This window comes from Pseudomonas juntendi (genome assembly GCF_009932375.1).
In the GTDB taxonomy this organism is placed as follows: domain Bacteria; phylum Pseudomonadota; class Gammaproteobacteria; order Pseudomonadales; family Pseudomonadaceae; genus Aquipseudomonas; species Aquipseudomonas juntendi.
This window is the reverse complement of record NZ_BLJG01000230.1, coordinates 1-21,929: the sequence shown is the minus strand read 5'-3', so window position 1 is coordinate 21,929 and position 21,929 is coordinate 1. Positions and strand designations below refer to the sequence as shown.

16 protein-coding genes are annotated in these 21,929 nt (G+C 64.7%); 8 read left to right on the top strand and 8 right to left on the bottom strand.

The features are described 5' to 3' along the window. Positions 1–113: 113 nt before the first annotated feature. From recC to yfiB, 6 genes are all read left to right on the top strand, one after another. Positions 114–3,596 (top strand): exodeoxyribonuclease V subunit gamma, encoded by a 3,483-nt coding sequence (gene recC, locus GYA94_RS22990; RefSeq protein ID WP_161893167.1) that lies wholly within the window; start codon positions 114–116, stop codon positions 3,594–3,596. Then, on the top strand, positions 3,593–7,267 hold the full coding sequence (gene recB / locus GYA94_RS22985; RefSeq protein ID WP_161893166.1) for an exodeoxyribonuclease V subunit beta: 3,675 nt from the start codon (positions 3,593–3,595) through the stop codon (positions 7,265–7,267). The genes recC and recB overlap by 4 nt, the downstream gene beginning before the upstream one ends. After that, positions 7,264–9,339: an exodeoxyribonuclease V subunit alpha gene (gene recD, locus GYA94_RS22980; RefSeq protein ID WP_110679762.1), complete on the top strand. Its 2,076-nt coding sequence runs from the start codon at positions 7,264–7,266 to the stop codon at positions 9,337–9,339. The genes recB and recD overlap by 4 nt, the downstream gene beginning before the upstream one ends. Before the next feature lie 159 nt (positions 9,340–9,498). Then, a complete protein-coding gene (yfiR, locus tag GYA94_RS22975) occupies positions 9,499–10,065 on the top strand; it encodes a regulatory sequestration protein YfiR (RefSeq protein WP_161893165.1) in 567 nt (188 codons plus the stop codon). Further along, complete coding sequence (dgcN, locus tag GYA94_RS22970; protein WP_161893164.1) at positions 10,062–11,333, top strand: diguanylate cyclase DgcN/YfiN; 1,272 nt, start codon at positions 10,062–10,064, stop codon at positions 11,331–11,333. Before yfiR ends, dgcN begins: the two co-directional genes overlap by 4 nt. A gap of 4 nt (positions 11,334–11,337) precedes the next feature. Then, positions 11,338–11,829, top strand: coding sequence for an outer membrane lipoprotein YfiB (gene yfiB / locus GYA94_RS22965; protein ID WP_161893163.1), 492 nt, complete (start codon positions 11,338–11,340; stop codon positions 11,827–11,829). Positions 11,830–11,835: 6 nt separating this feature from the next. Here yfiB and GYA94_RS22960 read toward each other — a convergent pair whose 3' ends face one another. Further along, a complete protein-coding gene (locus GYA94_RS22960) occupies positions 11,836–12,786 on the bottom strand; it encodes a LysR family transcriptional regulator (RefSeq protein ID WP_110679765.1) in 951 nt (316 codons plus the stop codon). Positions 12,787–12,918: 132 nt separating this feature from the next. Here GYA94_RS22960 and GYA94_RS22955 point away from each other — a divergent pair, with 132 nt between their 5' ends. Further along, entirely contained in the window at positions 12,919–14,445 is a 1,527-nt protein-coding gene (locus GYA94_RS22955) for a CoA-acylating methylmalonate-semialdehyde dehydrogenase (protein WP_110679766.1), read from the top strand. Positions 14,446–14,454: 9 nt separating this feature from the next. Further along, positions 14,455–15,342, top strand: a complete 888-nt coding sequence (mmsB, locus tag GYA94_RS22950; protein WP_110679767.1) for a 3-hydroxyisobutyrate dehydrogenase — start codon at positions 14,455–14,457, stop codon at positions 15,340–15,342. A 151-nt stretch (positions 15,343–15,493) separates the two neighbouring features. On the opposite strand, the gene GYA94_RS22945 is transcribed toward mmsB, so the two are convergent. The 7 genes from GYA94_RS22945 to GYA94_RS22915 all read right to left on the bottom strand — a co-directional run bounded on the left by GYA94_RS22945 (position 15,494) and on the right by GYA94_RS22915 (position 21,758). Continuing rightward, positions 15,494–15,838, bottom strand: coding sequence for a cupin domain-containing protein (locus tag GYA94_RS22945; protein WP_003251579.1), 345 nt, complete (start codon positions 15,836–15,838; stop codon positions 15,494–15,496). A 96-nt stretch (positions 15,839–15,934) separates the two neighbouring features. Then, a complete protein-coding gene (locus GYA94_RS22940; RefSeq protein WP_009683878.1) occupies positions 15,935–16,867 on the bottom strand; it encodes a phosphatidate cytidylyltransferase in 933 nt (310 codons plus the stop codon). Between the two features lies 1 nt (position 16,868). Beyond that, positions 16,869–17,492, bottom strand: a complete 624-nt coding sequence (locus tag GYA94_RS22935) for a lysophospholipid acyltransferase family protein (RefSeq protein ID WP_161893162.1) — start codon at positions 17,490–17,492, stop codon at positions 16,869–16,871. A 10-nt stretch (positions 17,493–17,502) separates the two neighbouring features. Then, entirely contained in the window at positions 17,503–17,934 is a 432-nt protein-coding gene (locus GYA94_RS22930) for a hypothetical protein (protein ID WP_161893161.1), read from the bottom strand. Next, positions 17,931–19,367, bottom strand: coding sequence for a phosphatase PAP2/dual specificity phosphatase family protein (locus GYA94_RS22925; protein ID WP_161893160.1), 1,437 nt, complete (start codon positions 19,365–19,367; stop codon positions 17,931–17,933). Before GYA94_RS22925 ends, GYA94_RS22930 begins: the two co-directional genes overlap by 4 nt. Beyond that, on the bottom strand, positions 19,368–21,122 hold the full coding sequence (locus GYA94_RS22920) for a bifunctional alpha/beta hydrolase/class I SAM-dependent methyltransferase (RefSeq protein ID WP_161893159.1): 1,755 nt from the start codon (positions 21,120–21,122) through the stop codon (positions 19,368–19,370). Positions 21,123–21,152: 30 nt separating this feature from the next. Beyond that, complete coding sequence (locus tag GYA94_RS22915) at positions 21,153–21,758, bottom strand: CDP-alcohol phosphatidyltransferase family protein (protein WP_110679772.1); 606 nt, start codon at positions 21,756–21,758, stop codon at positions 21,153–21,155. Positions 21,759–21,929: the final 171 nt, after the last annotated feature.

Below are 21,929 nucleotides of genomic sequence, written 5' to 3'. Positions count from 1 at the left end.
CGGGCGTGCCCGCGAACACGGGCGAAGCCCGTGCCATGCCCCCCAGGGAACGCATCACGCGTGATATCGTTTCCCCCACCAACCTCAGCTCAGCACCTGCCAGAGAGTTTCCGATGCCCCACACCACCCATCTTCACCCCGGCTTCATGATCGTCCACGGCAACCGCCTCGACGATTTGCGCAGCCTTGTGGTGAGCTGGATGCGTCGTTACCCGCTGGCACCGTTGGAAAACGAAATCGCCCTGGTGCAGAGTAACGGTATCGCTCAATGGCTCAAGCTGGCGCTGGCGGAAGACCCGCTGGAGGACGACCAAGGTGGCTGCGGCATCGCCGCTGCAATCGAGGTTCAACTGCCCGGCAGCTTCATGTGGCAGTTGTACCGCAGCGTGCTAGGGCGCGATGAAATTCCCGAGGTATCCCTGCTCGACAAAGCGCCGCTGACCTGGCGCCTGATGCGTCTGCTACCAGCGCTGATCGAGCGCCCGCACTTCGAGCCGTTGCGCCGCTTCCTGACGGATGACGGTGACCTGCGCAAGCGCTACCAGCTGTCCGAGCGCCTGGCCGATCTGTTCGACCAGTATCAGGTCTACCGGGCCGACTGGCTCAGGGACTGGGCAGCGGGTGAGCACGTGCTGAACACCGCCCGTGGCGAACGCAAGGCCCTGCCCCCGGCTAACCGCTGGCAGGCCGAGTTGTGGAAGGCCTTGCTGGAAGACGTCGGCGAAAAAGGTATGGCGCAAAGCCGGGCCGGCGTGCACCAGCGCTTCATCGAACGTATCAATAGCCTGGAACAGGCTCCCCCCGGGTTACCCTCGCGGGTGATCGTGTTCGGCATTTCATCGCTGCCGGCCCAGGCCTTGGAGGCATTGGCTGGCCTCGCACGCTTCAGCCAGGTGTTGTTGTGCGTGCACAACCCTTGTCGCCACCACTGGGCGGACATCGTTGCCGACAAAGACCTGCTGCGCCACCAGTACAAGCGTCAGCAGCGCAAACAAGGCATGCCCTTGCAGCTCGACGACCAGGCCCTGCACCAACACGCACACCCATTACTGGCTGCGTGGGGCAAGCAAGGCCGAGACTACATCAACTTGCTCGACAGCTACGACGACCCGGGTAGCTACCAAGGCGTGTTCAGCGATGGTCGCATCGATCTGTTCAGCGACGGTTCACCCGCCACGCTGCTCAATCAATTGCAGGACGACATTCTCGAACTCCGCCCGCTGGCAGAAACGCGCGCGCTGTGGCCGCCAGTCGATCCCGCCAACGACCGCTCGATCCGTTTTCACATTGCCCACAGCCCCCAGCGCGAAGTGGAGATTCTCCACGACCAGCTGTTGGCCCGCTTCAGTGCCGACCCCACATTGCGCCCGCGTGATGTCATCGTCATGCTGCCGGCCATCGATACTTACGCGCCGCACATCCGCGCCGTTTTCGGCCAACTGCAGCGCAATGACCCCCGTTACATACCGTTCACCCTGACCGATCAAGGGCAGCGTGGCCGGGAACCTCTGCTGATTGCGCTGGAGCACCTGCTCAAGCTGCCGGACAGCCGTTTCGCCGTCAGCGAAGTGCTCGACCTGCTGGATGTCCCCGCGGTAAGAGCCCGGTTCGGTATCCGCGAAAACGACCTGCCTACCCTGCACCGCTGGATCGAAGGCGCAGGCATTCGCTGGGGCCTCGATGCCGAGCAGCGAGCCAGCCTTGGCCTGCCCGCCGGGCTTGAACAGAACACCTGGCGCTTTGGTTTGCGACGCATGCTGTTGGGGTATGCCGTAGGCGTGGGCGAAGCGTGTGACGGTATTGAGCCGTACGATGAAATCGGTGGTCTGGACGCAGCCCTGATCGGCCCGCTGGTGGCCCTGCTCGACGCACTGGATGTCGCCTGCCAGGCCCTGGCCGAACCGGCCACCGTCAGCCAGTGGGGCGAGCGCCTGCATGCCCTGTTGCATGTGTTCTTCCTGGCCGAGGACGAGCACGACGAATTCCTGCTGATCCAGTTGCAGGATCTGCGCGATAGCTGGCTTGAAGTATGCGAAACGGTCGGCCTGCAGGACCCTCTGCCATTGACCGTGGTGCGCGAGGCCTGGCTGTCGGGGCTGGACCAAGGCAAGCTGTCGCAACGTTTCCTGGCGGGCTCGGTGAATTTTTGCACGCTCATGCCCATGCGTGCGATCCCATTTCGGGTGGTGTGCCTGCTGGGCATGAACGATGGTGATTACCCCCGCGCCCAGCAGCCGCTGGACTTCGACCTGATGGCCAGCGACTACCGCCCCGGTGACCGCTCACGCCGTGAGGACGATCGTTATCTGCTGCTCGAAGCGCTGCTGTCGGCACGTGACCAGCTGTACGTCAGCTGGGTCGGGCGCAGTATTCGTGACAACAGCGAACGCCCGGCCTCGGTGTTGATCGGGCAGTTGCGCGACCACCTTGCGGCAGGTTGGCAGCTGAACGGCGCACAGCAGGGCCAGGCGACACAGGCTGGCGAGCAACTGCTGCACGCCCTGACCCAGGAGCACCCGCTGCAACCGTTCAGCCCGCGCTACTTCCAGAAGGGCAGCCCGCTGTTCAGCTATGCCCACGAATGGCAAGTGTTGCACCAGCAGAGCGAAGGCGACCCGCAGGGCGAACCAGCCCTGGCGCCCTATCAGGATGATGAAGCGCTTACCCTGACCCAGCTGAGTGACTTCCTGCGCCACCCGGTTCGGCATTTCTTCAGTCAGCGCCTCAAGGTGTACTTCGAAGCGCTGGAGGCGCCGACCCCGGACGAAGAACCCTTCACCCTCGACACCCTGCAGCGCTACGGCGCCAGTGAAAGCCTGCTCGGTGTCGCCTTGGCCGCACCGGGCGACGCCGAGCAGGCCCTGCAGGCTCAGGCCCGGCGTTTGCAGGCTTGCGGCGTGCTGCCACTGGCGGGGTTCGGCGAGCTGCTGCAAAGCGAGTTGATCGAGCCGTTACCCGACCTGCTGCAACGCCACCAGCAGTTGCTGCAACGCTGGCCGCGCTTGGTCGAGGGCGCTTTGCCCGTTCATTTCGAGCACGGCCGGCACCGTCTCGAAGGCTGGCTGGGGCGGGTATTCCAGGCCGACGACCAAAGCCTTCTGAGTATTACCACCGTGCCCAACACCATCAGTGCGGGGCGCAACAACCTGAAGTGGCACCGCCTGATCGCGCCCTGGGTCACCCACTTGGCGGCCTGTGCCGCAGGCTACGCCTACCATAGCGCCCTGGTCGCCAGCGACCTGACCCTGTTGCTGGCACCGCTGCCGCAAGGCGCCGCCGGGCAACTGTTGGGCGACCTGCTGGTGGCGCGCCAGGCCGCGATGAACGCGCCCCTGGCGGTCGCCGCCAAAACCGCTTTTGCCTGGCTGGCCCACGACGATGCCGACAAAGCCCTGGCCGCTGCGGCCCGCGCCTACGAGGGCGATGAACGCAACAGTTTCGGCGAGCGCAGTGAAAGCATCGCCCTGGCTCGGCAGTTCCGTGATTTCGCCGCACTCACCGCCGACGAAACCTTTGAAGGCTGGTGCGAAACCTTGTACCGCCCATTGTTCACCGCACCCTGGCAGACCCTGGGCAACCCGGAGAAAGGCGCATGACCCAGGCCCGCCCCTTGGCGTTGAGTTTCCCCTTGCATGGCAGCCAGCTGATCGAGGCCAGTGCCGGCACCGGCAAGACCTTCACCATTTCCGCCCTGTACCTGCGCCTGATCCTCGGGCATGGCGGCGAGCAGGGTTTTGCACGCGAACTGCTGCCACCGCAGATTCTGGTGGTGACCTTCACCGACGCCGCCACCAAGGAGTTGCGCGAGCGTATCCGTGCCCGCCTGGCAGAAGCTGCACGCTTCTTCCGTGGCGAGCTGGAGGGCGCCGACCCTTTGCTGCACCAACTGCGTGACGACTACCCGCAAGAGGCCTGGCCGCGCTGTGCCGGGCGCCTGGAAATTGCGGTGCAGTGGATGGACGAAGCAGCGGTATCGACCATTCACGGCTGGTGCCAGCGCATGCTGCGCGAGCACGCTTTTGACAGCGGCAGCCTGTTCACCCAGACCCTGGAAACCGACCACAGCGAGCTGCTGGGCCAAGTCATGCGCGATTACTGGCGGCGCTTCTGCTACAGCATGCAAGGCCAAGCGCTGGCGTGGGTGCGCAGCCATTGGGTCAGCCCCGACGCCTTGCTCCCGCGCATTCGCCCCTTGTTCGGCCGGGTGCGGGCCGAGCAGCACGGCGCGGAACCGGCGGCACTGATCGAGGCATCGCTGCAGCAGCGCAGCGAACAGTTGGCCCGGCTCAAGGCACCTTGGCTACAGTGGGCCGAAGAGCTGCGGCAGATCTGCCGCAATGCCCTGGCGGCCAAGCAGGTCGACGGCCGCAAGATGCAAGCGCGCTATTTCGAACCCTGGTTCGACAAGCTCCACGCGTGGGCTACGGACGAACAACAGGTGGAGCTCGACCTGGGTACCGGCTTCACCCGCCTGACACCGGCCGGCATGGCCGAGGCCTGGAAAGGCGAGCCACCCGCGCACCCAGGCCTGGATGCCATGCAGACCCTGGCGCAACACCTGCAAGCCCTGGACAGCCCGGATGCCCCCCTGCTCGAGCATGCCGCCAATTGGGTTTCGGCACGGTTTGAAGTGGAGAAGCGTCGGCGGGCAGAAATGGGCTTTGACGATATGCTGGTGCGCTTGCAGCACGCACTGGCCAGTGAAGCCGGCGAGCGTCTGGCCGGGCTGATTCGTGAGCAGTTCCCGGTGGCCCTGATCGACGAATTCCAGGACACCGACCCGGTGCAGTACGGCATTTTCGAGCGTATCTACCAGATCGGCGAAAACCGCCCGGACACCGGCCTGTTCATGATTGGCGACCCGAAGCAGGCGATCTACGCCTTCCGCGGTGCCGACATTTACACCTACCTCGCCGCACGGCGGGCCACCAGTGGTCGGCTGCACAGCCTGGACACCAACTACCGCTCCAGCAAGGCCATGGTGGCGGCAGTCAATCAGGTGTTCCTGCAGGCCGAGGCGCGTCAGGGAGGGCGCGGGGCGTTCCTGTTCCGCGGTGCGGATGACAACCCGTTGCCGTTCATCGAGGTGCACGCCAAAGGCCGTAGCGAACAGCTGGTGATCAACGGCGAAGCCAGCGCTGCCCTGCAATGCTGGCAGCTGCAGAGCGAAGAGCCGGTATCCGGCAGTGTCTACCGCCAGCAACTGGCCGCCAGTTGCGCCAGCCACATTGTCGATTTGCTCAATGGCGGCCAGCAAGGCACGGCCGGTTTCCGCAGTGCCGAAGGCGCACTGCGCCCCTGCCTGCCGTCAGACATCGCCATTCTGGTGCGGGATGGCCACGAAGCGCAGCTGGTGCGCGCCGAGCTGGCCGCACGCGATGTACGCAGTGTGTACCTGTCCGACAAGGACTCGGTGTTCGCTGCCCAGGAAGCCCACGACCTGCTGGCCTGGCTCAAGGCCTGCGCCGAGCCCGACTCGGAGCGCCTGCTCAAGGCGGCCCTGGCCAGCCTTACCTTAGGCCTGTCGTTGCCCGCACTGGACCGCTTGAACCAGGACGAGCGGGTCTGGGAAGGCTGGGTCATGCGGTTCCGCTACTACCGCGAAACCTGGCAGCGCCAGGGCGTACTGCCGATGCTGCGCCACCTGCTGCATGACTTCCAGCTGCCGCGCACGCTGATCCGCCGCAGCGATGGCGAACGGGTGCTGACCAACCTGCTGCACCTGGCCGAGTTGCTGCAGCAGGCAGCTGGCGAACTGGATGGCGAACAGGCGCTGATTCGCCACCTGGCCGAGCACCTGGCCAGTTCTGGCCAGGCTGGTGAGGACCAGATCCTGCGCCTGGAAAGCGACGAACAGCTGGTCAAGGTGGTGACCATCCACAAGTCCAAGGGCCTGGAGTATCCGCTGGTCTACCTGCCGTTCATCTGCACCAGCAAACCTGTGGACGGTAGCCGGCTGCCGCTGACCTGGCACGACCCTGAAGGCCACGCCCACCTTACCCTGACCCCAGACCAGGAGCAGATCGAACGCGCCGACGATGAGCGCCTGGCCGAAGACCTGCGCCTGCTGTATGTGGCCCTTACCCGTGCCCAGCATGCCTGCTGGCTGGGTGTCGCCGACCTCAAGCGCGGCAACCAGAAAACGTCGCAGTTGCACCGCTCGGCGTTGGGGTATCTGCTGGGTGGCGGCCTTGCCCTGGCCAGTTCGGCGCAGTTGGCCGACTGGTTGCAGGCCCTGGCCGCGGGTTGCCCGCACATCGCCTGCCCAGGCCTGCCGCCGGTGCAGCAGCAGGTGTATCGCATGCCCCACGCCGAACGTGAATTACTGCCGGCACGCAAGCCACGCCGCGCCGCCGCTGAGCACTGGTGGATCGCCTCCTACAGCGCCCTGCGCGTTGGTGACCAAACCCTCGGTGCCGACAGCTCGCAGGCCCAGCAACTGCAGGATGACGAAGTCGTCGATGTACAGGTGCTGCGTGAAGTCCCGGCCGACAGCGGTGATATCCACCGCTTCCCGCGGGGGCCGAACCCCGGCACCTTCCTGCACGGTCTGCTGGAGTGGGCAGGCCGCGAAGGCTTTAGCCTGGTAAGCCGTAACCCGCAGTTGATCGAGCGAACCGTTGGCCAGCGCTGCAACCGCCGAGACTGGACGGGTTGGATCCCCACCCTCAGCCAGTGGATGCAGCGCTTGCTGAACGAGGCCTTGCCGTTGCCCGGCAGTGGGCAGAGCGTGACGCTCGGGGAACTGTGCACTTACCAGATCGAAATGGAGTTCTGGTTCGCCAGCCAGCGTGTCGACGCCGAGCAGTTGGATCGTCTGGTAGCACGCCACACCCACCCCGGCCTGGCGCGCCCGGCGGCGCAGCCGACGCTGCTCAATGGCATGTTCAAAGGGTTCATCGACCTGGCATTCGAGCTGGACGGCCGCTATTACGTGACCGACTACAAATCCAACTGGCTTGGCCCGGATACCCAGGCTTACGATGCCCTGGCCATGGAAAATGCCATCCTCGAACACCGCTACGACCTGCAGTACGTGTTGTACCTGCTGGCCCTGCACCGGCAACTGCGCGCGCGGCTGCCCGATTACGATTATGACCGCCACGTGGGCGGTGCCTTGTTCATCTTCCTGCGGGGCGCCAGCAGCAGCGGGCACGGCGTTTACTTCACCAAGCCACCGCGTGAATTGATCGAAAGCCTGGATGCGCTGTTCCGTGGCGAGCACCCGCCCACCCAGCAGGACCTGTTTGCCGGAGCCCTGTCATGAGCCGTAGCCTTGTCGACCTGTTGCCCACCCCATTGCACGCCGAGTACCTGCTGGCGCTGGCGCCGCAAACTGACAGCGGTGACCTGCTGCAACTGCTCGACCGCTGGGTCGAACGCGGCTGGCTACGGCCGCTTGACCGTGCGTTCGTGTCATTTCTGGAAGAGCGGGCCCCAGGCAGTGACCCCTTGCTGCTGCTTGCCGCAGCGTTGGCCAGCCATCAACTGGGCCACGGTCACGTCTGCCTCGACCTGCAGCAAACCCTGGCCGAGCCCGACTTTGCCCTGTCGTTGCCGCCAGAGGGCGACGCACTGACCGGCCCGTTGCTGTTGCCTTCGCAATTGCTGGCCAACCTCGACTTGCAAGCATGGCGCCAACGCATAGTTGCCAGCCCGCTGGTGGCCGCTGGCGACGCACCGGGCCAGCAGGCGCGCCCACTGGTACTCAGCGGCCAGCGCTTGTACCTGCGCCGTTACTGGAGCTACGAGCGGCGTATCGACCACACCTTGCGCCTGCGCCTGAGCCAGGCTGAAGCAGCGCCGGCGGACTTGCCGCAACGCCTGGCTCAGTTGTTCGAGGGCGGCGCACCGGCAGGCCAGGTGGACTGGCAGAAGCTCGCCTGCGCCCTGGCCACCCGCGCCGGCTTCAGCATCATCACCGGCGGCCCCGGTACGGGCAAGACCACTACGGTGGTGCGCCTGCTGGCGTTGTTGCAAGCGCCGGCGGTGGAGCAGGGCAGGCCATTGCGTATCCGCCTGGCGGCACCCACCGGCAAGGCCGCTGCGCGCCTGACCGAGTCCATTGGCCAGCAGGTCGAGCGCCTGCAGGTCAGTGCCCAGGTACGCGAGCAGGTGCCGACCGACGTCAGCACCGTGCACCGCCTGCTCGGTAGCCGCCCGGGTTCGCGGCACTTCCGCCACCATGCGGGCAACCCGTTGCCGCTGGATGTGCTGGTGGTCGACGAAGCCTCGATGATCGACCTGGAGATGATGGCCAACCTGCTCGACGCCTTGCCAGCGCGGGCACGCCTGGTATTGCTGGGTGACAAGGACCAGCTGGCCTCGGTCGAGGCCGGTGCCGTGCTGGGTGACTTGTGCCGGGACGCCGAAGAAGGCTACTACGCGCCGGCCACCGCCAGCTGGCTCGAACAGGTCAGTGGCGAATCGCTGGCTGGCAGTGGCCTCAAGGTTGGCGATGAACAGCGCAACCCGCTGGCCCAGCAAGTGGTGATGCTGCGCTTTTCGCGGCGCTTTGGCGAAGGCAGCGGGATTGGCCAGCTGGCGCGGCTGGTCAACCGGCAGGACGCCCATGCGGCGCGCAACCTGCTGGCCGTGCCGCCGGCTGATGTGCACAGCCTGGTGCTCAGGCACGAGCAGGACCGCGCCTTCGACCGCCTGCTGCTCGACGGCTTGAACCAGGGCAGCGAAGGGCCACAAGGGTACCGCAGTTATTTGCGTACCCTTGGCCGCTATCGGCCATTGCTGGAGACCCCGTTCGACGACCCCGCCTGGGAGCAGTGGGCGGGCAAGGTGTTGCACAGTTTCGAGGACTTCCAGTTGCTGTGTGCGGTACGCCGCGGTGCCTGGGGCGTCGAAGGGCTCAACGAACGGGTGGCGCGGGTGCTGCACGGCGCCGGCCTGATCGACAGCCAGCAGCCTTGGTACGAAGGGCGCCCGGTGCTGGTCACCCGCAACGACTACGGCTTGGGCCTGATGAACGGCGACATCGGCATTGCCCTGCGTTTGCCGGACGAGCGCGGCGAGCCGCTGCTGCGGGTGGCCTTCCCGCGTAATGACGGCAGCGGCGGCGTGCGTTTTGTCCTGCCCAGCCGCCTGAATGAAGTGGAAACGGTCTTTGCCATGACGGTGCACAAGTCCCAAGGTTCGGAGTTCGGCCACACCGCACTGGTACTGCCCGACGCACTGAACCCGGTGCTGACCAAGGAGCTGGTCTACACCGGGATCACCCGCGCCAAGCACTGTTTCAGCCTGGTCGAGCCGCGCCAGGGCATTTTCGAAGAAGCGGTGTCGCGCAAGGTAAGGCGCATTTCCGGGTTGATGCTGGAGCAAGTCTGACCCCGGCCGAAACCAGGTGGAGATCCCCTGTGGGAGCGGGCATGCCCGCGAACACGGGCGCAGCCCGTGCCAACCACCGCGGTGCCTGCCTTTCTACAGTGATGCGGCCATGTGCTATCGTTGCGCCGAGACCAGAAAGGATTTTGAGAGATTCCCCACATGCATGTGGCCGCAAGACGTGTGACAAGCTGTGCGGTTTCGCTATTGCTGGCCGTCCTGTTTATCGCTATGGGTCCTGCCCGGGCGGACACCGCAACCACCAACGCCCAGGCACAGCAACGGGCCAAGGCCGTCACCCAGGTCGTGCTGGGTATTTTCAGCTACGCGCGCTGGCCGGTGGAGCCGTCTCCATTGCGCCTGTGCCTGGTCGGCCCCACCGAATACGCGGACGACCTGATCAAAGGCCAGGTGCAGGAGTCTGGCCGCCCGCTGCAAGTGAAGCGCTTGCTGGCAGATGACAGTCAGGTCGCTCAGGCGTGTGATGCGATCTACATCGGCAAGCTCGACCAGCGCCAGCGTGACAAGCTGTTCGAGCGGGTCAGCGGCTACCCGGTCCTGAGCATCAGCGAATCGAATGACCCATGCACCATCGGCAGCCTGTTCTGCCTGCGGGTCAGCGACCAGCAGGTGGCCTTCGAGGTCAACCTTGATTCGGTGGCGCGCTCCGGGGTGCGCATTCACCCCAGCGTGCTGCAGCTGTCGCGGCGCCGGGCGGTGCAACCATGAAGCCGACCCGCAAGCGCCACCTGCGCCCAACCCTGCGTTCGGTACTGGGCCGTGCACACTTAAATGTCGCCTTGCTGGCCGTGGGCCTGGCCGGTGTTTCCTTGACCCTGTTGGGCGTGCTGGCCTTGAGCGTCTACGCCAATCACAACCTGCAACTGATTGCCCGGTCGATCAGCTACACCGTGGAGGCGGCGGTGGTGTTCGATGACAGTGCCGCCGCAAGTGAAGCGCTGGGGCTGATCGCCAGCTCCGAGGAAGTGGCCGAGGCCAGGGTCTTCAATGGTGAAGGCGAGCAACTGGCGCGCTGGCAACGTGCCGATTCGGGCATGCTTGCCCTGCTGGAAGCGCAGGTCGCCAGCGCGTTGCTGGACGAACCGGTCAAGCTGCCGATCATGCACCAGCAGCAACAGATCGGGCGCATCGAACTGGTTGGCCAGGGGCGTAGCCTGTTGCTGTTCATGCTGGGGGGGCTTGCCGGTATTCTGTGTTGCACGGTTTTGAGCGCCTTGGCTGCCCAGTACCTGTCGCGGCGCCTGCTCGGCGATATCACCCGGCCGCTGCGCGGCCTGGCCAGCGTCGCCCACGCCGCCCGCCGCGAGCGCAGCTTCGATCGGCGTGTGCCGGAAACGGCGATTGCCGAGCTCAACGAGCTGGGGAATGACTTCAACGCCCTGCTGGACGAACTGGAAGTGTGGCAAAGCCACCTGCAGAGCGAAAACCAGACCTTGGCCCACCAGGCCAGCCACGACAGCCTGACCGGCCTGCCCAACCGTGCCTTCTTCGAAGGGCGCCTGAGCCGCAGCGTGCGCAACGCAGCCAGCCAGCAGGATCACATGGCGCTGCTGTTCCTCGACAGTGACCATTTCAAGCAGATCAACGACACGCTGGGCCATGCGGTGGGGGACGAGGTGCTGATCAGCGTGGCCGAGCGCCTGCGTGCCCAGTTGCGTGAGCATGATCTGGTGGCGCGTTTGGGCGGCGATGAATTCGCCGTGCTGCTGACGCCCTTGCAAACGCGCCGGGATGCCGAGCACATTGCCGAAAAAATCGTCGCCAGCATGAAGCTGCCGGTGCAGCTGGACAGCGGCCGCAGTGTCGCCACGTCGGTGAGCGTCGGTATCGCCTATTACCCGGAAGACGGCGCCGACCCGGCCAGTCTTCTGAATGCCGCCGATGCGGCGATGTATCAGGCCAAGCGCAAACGGCGTGGCCATTGGCAAGTGGCGCAGACGGAACGGTCCGCCAACCCTATCGACAACAGGAGCTGAACCCGTGATACAGGCTTTACGTTTTCCACTGTGGGCCGTGTTACTCGCTGTGCTGGCGCTGACCGGCTGCCAAAGCGCGCCGCCCAAGGGGCTGACCCCGGAACAGATTGCCGTGCTCAAGCGCGAAGGCTTTACCCCCACCGATGAAGGCTGGGCGTATGACTTGTCTGGCAAAGTGTTGTTCGGCAGTGACCTGGACAGCCTCAACAGCCAGAGCCAGGCGATTGTCGAGCGGATCGGCAAGGCACTGCTGGGCGTGGGTATCCAGCGTGTGCGGGTAGACGGGCATACCGACTCGTCGGGCAAGGCGGCCTACAACCAGCAGTTGTCCGAGCGCCGCGCGCAGAGCGTCGCCAAAGCCTTGGTCGGGGTCGGCATGCAGCCGCAGAACATCCAGAGCCAGGGCCTGGGCAGCAGCCAGCCGGTGGCAGACAACCGCACCAGCGCCGGGCGTACAGAGAACCGGCGCGTGTCCATCGTGGTGGCGTCCTACTGAGCCCCGTCACTGCTGGGCAAAGCGCATTTCCCGGGTCTGCCCCATCAACAACGGCGCATTCGCCTCGGTCACCCCGCGAATGTAATCCCACAACAGGGTGATCCGCTTCAGCTTGCGCAGGTCCTCCCGGCAATACATCCAGAATTGCCGGGTCACCTCGATGTCCTCTGGCAACACCGTGACCAGCCGTGGATCCTGTGCAGCCAGGAAACACGGCAGGATCGCCAGCCCGCGCCCCTGCAGCGCCGCCGTGTACTGGGCAATCACACTGGTACTGCGCAAATGCGCGCTGGCCCCGGGAATCAAGTTGGCCAGGTACAGCAACTCTGAGCTGAACGCCAGGTCGTCCACGTAACTGATGAACGGGTGCCTGGCCAGGTCAGCCACCTGGCGTATCGGCGCATGGCTGTCCAGGTAGCCCTGCGTCGCATACAGCCGCAAGCTGTAGTCGCACAGCTTGCAGCACACATAAGGCCCATGCTCGGGCCGCTCCAGGGCGATGACGATATCCGCTTCGCGCTTGGACAGGCTGATGAAGTGCGGCAGCGGCAGGATATCCACCGAAATGGCCGGATAGGCGTCGACGAAGTGGCTCAACTGCGGGGTAATGAAGAAACTGCCGAAGCCTTCTGTGCACCCCATGCGCACATGCCCCGACAATGCCACGCTCGACCCGGATACCTGCTCGCACGCCATGTGCAGCGTGCTTTCGATCGACTCGGCATAGCCCAGCAAACGCTGGCCCTCGGCGGTGAGAACAAAGCCGTTGGTGCGCGACTTTTCGAACAGCAACGTGCCCAGCGCCCCCTCCAGCGAGCTGATGCGCCGCGACACCGTGGTGTAGTCCACGCTCAGCCGTTTGGCGGCACTGCTGGCCTTGCGGGTACGGGCCACTTCAAGGAAAAACTTCAAATCGTCCCAGTTGAGCGCGCTCAGGGATGTGAGATCTTTTTGCATGATGATCCGGTTTTTTTGTGCGTTCTTGTTGGATGTTTGCACATCTATACTCGAAACAAGCCTCAGGACGCCACCTCGCGTTTGCTTGGCGCTGGCGATCTCGTCCCGACAATAATTCCAAGGAGAACGCAGATGAACGCACCGCAATCCCCGAACCCGACCAAGGTCGACCCGGTGAAGCTGCTGATCGACGGCCAGTGGGTCGAGTCCAAGACCACCGAATGGCGCGACATCGTCAACCCGGCCACCCAAGAGGTGCTGGCGCGCGTACCGTTCGCGACGGTAGAAGAAGTCGATGCAGCCGTAGCCGCTGCCCACCGTGCCTTCAAGACCTGGCGAGACACCCCGATTGGCGCGCGCATGCGCATCATGCTCAAGCTGCAGGCGCTTATTCGCGAACACACCAAGCGCATTGCCCAGGTGCTCAGCGCCGAGCAGGGCAAAACCCTGGCTGACGCCGAGGGTGATATTTTCCGCGGCCTGGAAGTGGTGGAACACGCTGCTTCCATCGGCACCTTGCAGATGGGTGAATTCGCCGAAAACGTCGCCGGCGGTGTCGATACCTACACCCTGCGCCAGCCTATCGGTGTATGCGCTGGCATCACGCCGTTCAATTTCCCGGCGATGATCCCCCTGTGGATGTTCCCCATGGCCATCGTCTGCGGCAACACCTTCGTGCTCAAGCCGTCCGAGCAGGACCCGTTGTCGACCATGCTGCTGGTCGAACTGGCGCTGGAAGCCGGTGTACCGGCCGGGGTGCTGAATGTGGTGCACGGTGGCAAACAGGTGGTGGATGCCATTTGCACTCATCAGGACATCAAGGCGATTTCCTTCGTCGGCTCCACCGAAGTGGGCACCCATGTGTACAACCTGGCCAGCCAGCACGGCAAGCGTGTGCAGTCGATGATGGGCGCCAAGAACCACGCCGTGGTGCTGCCCGATGCCAACCGTACGCAAACCATCAATGCCCTGGTCGGTGCCGCCTTCGGCGCGGCGGGCCAGCGCTGCATGGCCACCTCGGTGGCGGTGCTGGTGGGCAAGGCCCGTGAGTGGCTGCCGGACATCAAGGAAGCAGCCAGCAAGCTCAAGGTCAATGCCGGGTGTGAGCCAGGCACCGATGTCGGCCCGGTGGTTTCCAAACGCGCCAAGGAGCGTGTGCTGGGCCTGATCGAAAGCGGTATCAAGGAAGGCGCCAAGCTGGAACTCGATGGCCGCGACGTCACGGTGCCGGGTTACGAGCACGGCAACTTCGTTGGCCCAACCCTGTTCTCGGGTGTGAAGACTGACATGCAGGTCTACACCCAGGAAATCTTCGGCCCGGTGCTGGTTACCCTGGAGGTCGATACCCTCGACGAAGCCATCGCCCTGGTCAACGCCAACCCGTTCGGCAACGGCACTGGCCTGTTCACCCAAAGCGGCGCGGCAGCGCGCAAGTTCCAGAGCGAAATCGATATCGGCCAGGTCGGAATCAACATCCCGATCCCGGTACCGGTCCCGTTCTTCAGTTTCACCGGCTCCCGTGGGTCCAAGCTCGGCGACCTTGGCCCATACGGCAAGCAAGTGGTGCAGTTCTACACGCAGACCAAGACCGTCACTGCCCGCTGGTTCGACGACGACAGCGTCAACGACGGCGTGAACACCACCATCAGCCTGCGCTAAGGAGACGTCATGCGTATTGCATTCATTGGCCTGGGCAACATGGGCGCGCCCATGGCCCGCAACCTGATCAAGGCCGGGCACCAGTTGAACCTGTTCGACTTGAACAAGGCTGTACTCGCCGAGCTGGCCGAACTGGGTGGGCAGATCAGCCCGTCGCCCAAGGACGCGGCGGCCAACAGCGAGCTGGTGATCACCATGCTGCCTGCCGCTGCCCATGTGCGCAGCGTATACCTGAACGAAGATGGCGTGCTGGCCGGTATTCGTGCCGGTACACCTACCGTGGACTGCAGCACCATCGACCCGCAGACCGCGCGCGAGGTGTCCAAGGCTGCAGCGGCCAAGGGCGTGGACATGGGCGATGCGCCGGTGTCCGGTGGCACCGGCGGTGCGGCAGCCGGCACGCTGACGTTCATGGTCGGTGCCAGCGCCGAGTTGTTCGCCAGCCTCAAGCCGGTGCTGGAGCAGATGGGCCGCAATATCGTCCACTGCGGCGAGGTGGGCACCGGGCAAATCGCCAAGATCTGCAACAACCTGCTGTTGGGTATCTCGATGATCGGCGTGTCCGAGGCCATGGCGCTGGGTAATGCGCTGGGCATCGATACCCAGGTGCTGGCCGGCATCATCAACAGCTCGACCGGGCGTTGCTGGAGTTCGGACACCTACAACCCGTGGCCGGGCATCATCGAAACCGCGCCAGCATCGCGTGGCTATACCGGTGGCTTTGGCGCCGAACTGATGCTCAAGGACCTGGGGCTGGCGACCGAAGCGGCGCGCCAGGCACACCAGCCGGTGATCCTGGGGGCTGTGGCCCAGCAGTTGTATCAGGCCATGAGCTTGCGTGGCGAGGGTGGCAAGGACTTCTCGGCTATCGTCGAGGGGTATCGCAAGAAAGATTGACGCAAGAGGTGGGCTTCATCGCGGGCCAGGTGGCCACATAACCCTGTGGGAGCGGGCATGCCCGCGAACACCGGCAAAGCCGGTGCCATCCACCACGCTGCCCGTTTCGCGGGCGCGCCCGCTCCCACAGCGTTAGTTGTAGAGTGTCTGATCAGGCGAAAACGAAATACTTGCGCACGGTCTCGACCACTTCCCAGGTGCCTTTCATACCCGGTTCAATGACGAACACATCACCCGCCTTCAGGTGCTTCGGCTCTTCGCCTTCCGGGGTGATGATGCAGTAGCCATCGAGGAAGTGGCAGAACTCCCACTTGTCGTAATTGACCTCGAACTTGCCCGGGGTGCAGATCCAGGTGCCCATGATCTTGCTGCCGTCGGCCGACAGGTAGGCGTTGAGGTTCACGGTGTGCGGATCGCCGCCGATGCGCTTCCACTTGGTGGCGTCCACGACCGGCGTGGGGCAGGTTTCGCGCAGGACGGTGATGAAATCGGACATGGCACAACTCCTGGTGACTGGCTGAATGACGGGTCACCATAGGGCCATCGGCCGAGCCGCAGTTGCCTGGGCTCGACGTCCAGCTGTCTGGTCGCGCTATGCCCACCAATACCGCACAAAGTGGAAGAACACTGGCGCTGCAAAGCACACCGAATCCATGCGGTCGAGCATGCCGCCGTGGCCTTCGATCATGTGCCCCCAGTCTTTCACCCCACGGTCACGCTTGATAGCCGACATCACCAGCCCGCCGAAGAAGCCCATGGCGTTCACGGCCAAGGCCATCAGTGCTGCCTGCCAGAAGCTGAAGGGCGTGATCCAGCACAGCAGGGCGCCGATCAGGGTGGCCAGCGCTACGCCGCCGGCCAGGCCTTCGACGGTCTTGGAGGGGGACAGGTTGGGCGCCACCTTGTGTTTGCCGAACAGCTTGCCGCACACGTACTGCAGCACGTCGCTGAGTTGCACCACCAGAATCAGCCAGGCGATCAGCAGCAGGTTGCGGCCCTCGTAGCCGGGGATGTCCAGGGTCATCAGGGCCGGCACCGACGACACGCAGTACACGGCGATCATCAAGCCCCATTGCACTTTTGACGCACGCTCGAGGAACCGTGTGGTGTCACCGCCCAGGCTGGCGAGGATCGGCAGCAGCAGGAACAGGTACACCGGGATGAAGATGCTGAACAGGCCGTACCAGTCCATGGCGATCAGCACGTACTGCACCGGGAGTGCCACGTAGAAGGCTGCCACCAGTGCCGGGTAGTCGCTGCGCCGGGTAGGGGTGAGGGTCATGAATTCGCGCAGGGCATAGAACGACACACCGTAGAACAGCACGATCACACCGTACTTGCCGAACACAAAGGCAATGCCGATCACCACCACCATCACCCACCAGGCATTGATGCGGGCGTTGAGGTTGTCGATCACGGCGTGCGGCGCCGGGCCGGCGCGCCATTTGAGCAGGCGGCCGACCACGCTGGCCAGCAGCAGCAGGGCGCCGATACCGGCAAACAGGGAAAGGGTGTTGTTGTCCATGTCAGGCATCCTTGGGGGCCAGGTTCAGCAGGGCCTGGCTGGCCCGCTCGAGAAACGCCTGCTTGCTTTCATCGGCGTGCAGGTGCAGCGGTTCGCCAAAGCTCAGGGTGCACAGCAACGGCAATGGCAAGGCGCGCCCTTTGGGCATCACCCGGTTGAGGTTGGCGATCCAGACCGGTACCAGTTCGACCTGCGGGTGGGCGGCTGCCAGGTGATACAACCCGCTTCTGAAGGGCAGTAGCGGTTCGTCGCCAAGGTTGCGCGTGCCCTCCGGGAAGAAGATCAGCGAGTCGCCCTGGGCCACCGCGTCCAGCACCGGCTGCAAAGGGTTGCCTTGCCCTTCGCTGCGCTGGCGCTCGATCAGTACCCCGTTGAAGACCTTGCGGATAAGAAAGTCGCGGATGCCCGGCTTGGCCCAGTAGTCTGCGCCGGCCACCGGGCGCGTGCGTTGGCGCAGCCCTTGCGGCAGCGAGGCCCACAGCAGCACGAAGTCGCCGTGGCTGCTGTGGTTGGCGAAATACAGGCGCTGCACCGGCAGCGCCGAGCACCCCAGCCAAAGGGCGCGGGCACCGGTAATCAGGCGGGCGGCCGAGGTGATGACATAAGCAGTCAGGTTGGCGAGCATAGGCAGGTGGTCATCCCTTCAAAGGCAGTGTCAGCAGGGTAGCCAAGGTTAGCGACAGCTGCAGGCCCAGGCATACGGCCTGACGGCGCAACAGGCCCAGTGCGGCCCGGCTGCGGGCAGGCCAGGCGCGGCCGTCGGTGGCCTGTGGTTTGAGTTTCAGTTCGAACAGGGCGCGGTCCAGGGCCTGGGTGTCAGCCGGCAGGTCTGCGCTATTGGCCAGGTGGGCAAACAGTTCGGCATCGATAGCCACGCGGATGGCCCAGTATTTGTGGAACACGCCGAGCACCAGCAGCACGCTGCACAGCAGGCTCGCCAGCGGATGCAGTGGGGCATTGAGCAGCGGTGAAAGGCCATACGCCAGGGCCAGCAAGGTGAGGCCGTCGGACAGGCGCTCCAGCTGTTTGCCTCGGCCCAGCAGGCTGGCGGCCACGCGCAGGTTCATGGCTGTGCTCCCAGTTGCTGCAGAGCCTGGTGATGCGCGTTGCGCAGTACGATGCCGGGGCGTGCTTGGCGAATCAGTGCTTCTGCCTGTTGGGCGTCGCTGCTGCGGCCGGAGAGCAGCAGCCACGCGGCCACGGCGCTGGCGCTGCGCGAGTAGCCTAAAGCGCAGCACACTAGCACCGGGCCCTGGGCGCGCAGGTGTTCGATGGCGTTGACGGCCTGCTGTAGCAGGGCAACGTCTGGCGCTATCAGATCCAGGGTAGCGAAACACTGATAGTCAAGGGCTGACGCGATCGTCGTAGGAGCGGCCTTGCGTCGCGAAAGGGCTGCGGACCAGCCCCGACAGTTTCTGCTGCGAAGCTGAAAACCCTGGGCCGCTTCGCGCCCCTTTCGCGACACAAGGCCGCTCCTACACTGGTTTGCGTTACACGGCAGTTCTGCGCACAGATCAACAATTGCAGCGAACTGCGTGTCGCGCCCTGGGATTCTCCCCAGGTACACACCATCGCACACCTCGTCGGCCTGTGGATGGCGCCGGGTCCACAGCCGCGAATTGAGCCATGCGCCCGCCAGATAGGGTGCCAGCAGCCACCGGCTTGCAGGCGACAAGCGCCCGTCATCACCCTTCTGAAAACCACCCGCCCCGAACACGGTGTAGTTCAGCGCCACCAGCCCCAACGACACCGCCGGCCAACTCAACCACAGCCAAGCCCCGCCCATCGCAGCGGCAGGGAGTACACACAGCAGCGCGCCCAAGGCATAACAAGCGGCAACCTTCCAGCGCTTGGCATCCTGAGCAAGACGGGCCGCCTGAAAGGGCAGGCGCCCTTGCTGCGGCCACAGCCACAGGCAGGCAAACCCCGCCAGCGCCCCCGTGGGCACATCGATGAAATGGTGCTGCCAGGTGGTCAGCACCGACACCCCGATCAGCGCCATCCAGCCATGCATCAGCCAACGCCAGGGCTGGCGTTGCACATGCCGGGCAAACATCGCCCAGATGATCACCAGCAAAGCGATGTGCAGCGAAGGCGCCTGGTTGAATGGCTTGTCGAAGCCCATCAACACGTCGAACAGCCAGCCGAACAGCCCGTCCAGGCCCGGCCGCTCGAAGGTGAACCGCAGCGGCCACAGCAGAAAACAGCAGACGCTGATCACCTGTGCGCTGAGTAACGCCAGCGCGTGGCGGTCCATTTCCTGGCGTGTGCGCGGCAGCAGGAAGGACAACCCGTACAGCAGGTCGATCGACCAGTACGGGATGATCGTCCAGGGCCACAGCGGCATGCCGTGCTCCCAGCCGAACACCAGGCTGCCGACATCACTGCGCCCAGCCGTGTAATTGTTCGCCAGCCCATAGCTGAGGAAGAACAACGGCCCCAGCAGCAGAAGCCAGAACACACCCCGGCGAATCAGCCCGTGCTCGCGTGGCGGGCTCACTCAGCGCACCCGCTGTGCCAGGCTGACGCTGAAAATGCCCCATTCATCGATGCGCTGGGCCAGCTTGCGGAAGCCCGCGGCCTCAACCAGCTGGTCCATCTCGGCCTGGCTGCGCCGGCGCATTACCCAAGCCTCGCCACCGCGGTGGCTGGTGAGGGCGCGGGCAATCATCTCCAGTTGCGGGTGCCATGGCTGGCCGGTGTAGACCAGGTAGCCGCCATCCTCTATGGCGTCGGCCAGCCCGGCCAGGGAATTGCCCACCAGTTGGTTACTGGGGAAGAGCTCGTACAGCCCTGAAACCACGCCCAGCGTTGGGGGTTGTTCAAGTGTAGCCAGGCTCTGGCGATCGAAAGCATCGCCCTGTACGAAGCGGGCGATGTCGGCCAGGCCCTTCTCGCGGATCAGCGCGCTGCCTTGCTGAACGTTCAGTTCGCTGTAGTCGCGCAGAAGGATCGAATCTGGCAACTGCTCAAGGCCTTGAAGGGCTTCGAGGATATAGCGGCCATGGCCGGCCGCGATATCGACAATGTGCACGGGCCGTTGCTGTTCACGCAGGTGGGCGATGGCCAGGCGCAGCAATTGCTCGACGTGCAGTTTGCGTTGGCGAATGCCACGCCAGCCGATGGCGTCGAGGTAGTTCTGGTCGATCATGCGCCCCAGTTTGCCCTTGCCGGTCGGCTGGTTGCGGTACACGTAGTCGAGGGTGCTGCCAGAATCGAAGCCGGTGTCAAACCCAAGCTTCACGCCCGCAGACAGCCCCTTGCCCAAGCTCAAGCCAGCGCGGGTGGCGCGCCAGTAAAGGTCGCGGGGCGAGTTGCGCGGCAGCGGCGCAGCCAGGCTTTCTGCCTCGGCGCAACTGGCCCCGGTCTTGTCGGCATCCAGCAGTGAGGGCAACGCGGCGGGGCTGGCGAAGCAATGGTCGACAAACCGTTCGATGCGCCTCAGGGCATGGGCCCGATCACGTTCACCCAAGGTGTCGTGGAAGAACCCGGGCAGTATGTGCATTTCCTTTCGTGTGCTGCCGAGCCGATCGAAAAACCGTTCTTGCGGTTGGCGCTCGACCACGAAATCAGCCCCGGACACCAGCAACTGGGTCGGCACCTGGATGGCCTGGGCGTCGGCCACTACGCGGTCGGCGGCCTCGTACAGGCCCAGCAGCATGGTTACCGAAATGGGCCGGCTGATCAGCGGGTCGGCCACGTACGACATCACCCGCTCAGGGTCGTGGGTGAGCAGGCGCGGCTTGACGTAGCTATTCACGAAGAAATTGCCGCGCAAGGCCTTCAGCAGCTTCAGGCCTGGGCGGGCAAACGGCACGTACAGCTTGACCTTGAACGCTGGCGAGGCCAAGACCAGGCAGCGCACCTTGGGCGCGTAGTCGTGGGCCCAGGTGGCGATCAGCACGGCGCCGACGCTTTGTGCCAGTACCACCAGGTCCTGTTCGGCGATGCCGTGGTGGGCCTGGATGTGTTCGATGAAGGTTTGCACGTCGCGCACACTGGTGGCGAACCCCGGGCTGTCGCCACGTGCGCCTGGCGAGCGGCCGTGGCCGCGGGCATCCCAGGCGAAGAAGTCGTAGCCCGGCATGTCCAGCTCATCGGCCAGGTGGGCCATGCGCCCGCCGTGCTCATGGCCCCGGTGGAACATCACCACGGCGCGGCGTGGCTGGTGTTCGTTGCGGGTGGCAGGCCAATGACGGTAATGCAGATTGACACCGTCATGGGTGGGGAAGTGCAGCGCTTGCGCTTGGCGCATGGTCAACGTCCTTTTGCGACGACGATAGGCTCAGCGGGTTTCGGCCAGGCCCTGGCGAACCCGGTTGTAGAGGGTATAGAGCGAGAGCGCGAGGATGACCAGCAACAGGCCGTTGATCCAGGCGCCATCGAGCAGGCCAAAGGCGACGCCGGTGCCCAGCACGCCGAAGGCGAAGGCCCTGTCGCTCTTGCCCATAGGCCCGTCGTAGCGCCGCGAGGCGCCTGCCAGCGGGCCCATGACACCGGCGTACTCGCTGAAGGTGGCGCACAGCACCACCAGCACCACCAGCGCAGGCGACACCCCGGCCAACAAGGCGAAGGGCAGGTACAGCGCTGCATCGGCAATCACGTCACACAGTTCGTTGAGGTAAGCACCGAGGGTTGATTGCTGGCCGAACTCCCGGGCCAGCATGCCGTCGACGGCATTCAGCGCCATGCGCAGCAGCATCCAGATCGGTACCAGGATGAACAGCCAGGTGATGTGCGGCAGGGCGGCCAGCAGCAGGCCCACCAGGAGCGATACCACGGCAGCGGTGACAGTGACCTGGTTGGCGGTGACGCCTCGGTCGTAAAGGCGTTGCACGGCCGGGCGCAACAAGGCCTGGAAGCGTGGTTTGAGCTGGTAGATCGAGGCCACTGGACAGTCCTTTTAGTGGGGCGTCATGGCGCCATTGTGTGTGAGCCTTCTTCGCGGGTAAACCCGCGAAGAATCCAACGCAGTGCATGGCACCGGCTGCGCCGGTGTTCGCGGGCGCGCCCGCTCCTACAGGGACCGCGCCAGCTTTTAGTAATTGAGCAAGACAGTTGC

What these genes read in the sequence shown, in the direction of transcription:
- GYA94_RS22940 (WP_009683878.1), bottom strand. Translation starts at nt 16,867, where the DNA reads ATGGACAACAACACCCTTTCCCTGTTTGCCGGTATCGGCGCCCTGCTG.
- recB (WP_161893166.1), top strand. Translation starts at nt 3,593, where the DNA reads ATGACCCAGGCCCGCCCCTTGGCGTTGAGTTTCCCCTTGCATGGCAGC.
- recC (WP_161893167.1), top strand. Translation starts at nt 114, where the DNA reads ATGCCCCACACCACCCATCTTCACCCCGGCTTCATGATCGTCCACGGC.
- GYA94_RS22920 (WP_161893159.1), bottom strand. Translation starts at nt 21,122, where the DNA reads ATGCGCCAAGCGCAAGCGCTGCACTTCCCCACCCATGACGGTGTCAAT.
- GYA94_RS22930 (WP_161893161.1), bottom strand. Translation starts at nt 17,934, where the DNA reads ATGAACCTGCGCGTGGCCGCCAGCCTGCTGGGCCGAGGCAAACAGCTG.
- GYA94_RS22935 (WP_161893162.1), bottom strand. Translation starts at nt 17,492, where the DNA reads ATGCTCGCCAACCTGACTGCTTATGTCATCACCTCGGCCGCCCGCCTG.
- GYA94_RS22945 (WP_003251579.1), bottom strand. Translation starts at nt 15,838, where the DNA reads ATGTCCGATTTCATCACCGTCCTGCGCGAAACCTGCCCCACGCCGGTC.
- GYA94_RS22960 (WP_110679765.1), bottom strand. Translation starts at nt 12,786, where the DNA reads ATGCAAAAAGATCTCACATCCCTGAGCGCGCTCAACTGGGACGATTTG.
- GYA94_RS22955 (WP_110679766.1), top strand. Translation starts at nt 12,919, where the DNA reads ATGAACGCACCGCAATCCCCGAACCCGACCAAGGTCGACCCGGTGAAG.
- yfiR (WP_161893165.1), top strand. Translation starts at nt 9,499, where the DNA reads ATGCATGTGGCCGCAAGACGTGTGACAAGCTGTGCGGTTTCGCTATTG.
- mmsB (WP_110679767.1), top strand. Translation starts at nt 14,455, where the DNA reads ATGCGTATTGCATTCATTGGCCTGGGCAACATGGGCGCGCCCATGGCC.
- recD (WP_110679762.1), top strand. Translation starts at nt 7,264, where the DNA reads ATGAGCCGTAGCCTTGTCGACCTGTTGCCCACCCCATTGCACGCCGAG.
- dgcN (WP_161893164.1), top strand. Translation starts at nt 10,062, where the DNA reads ATGAAGCCGACCCGCAAGCGCCACCTGCGCCCAACCCTGCGTTCGGTA.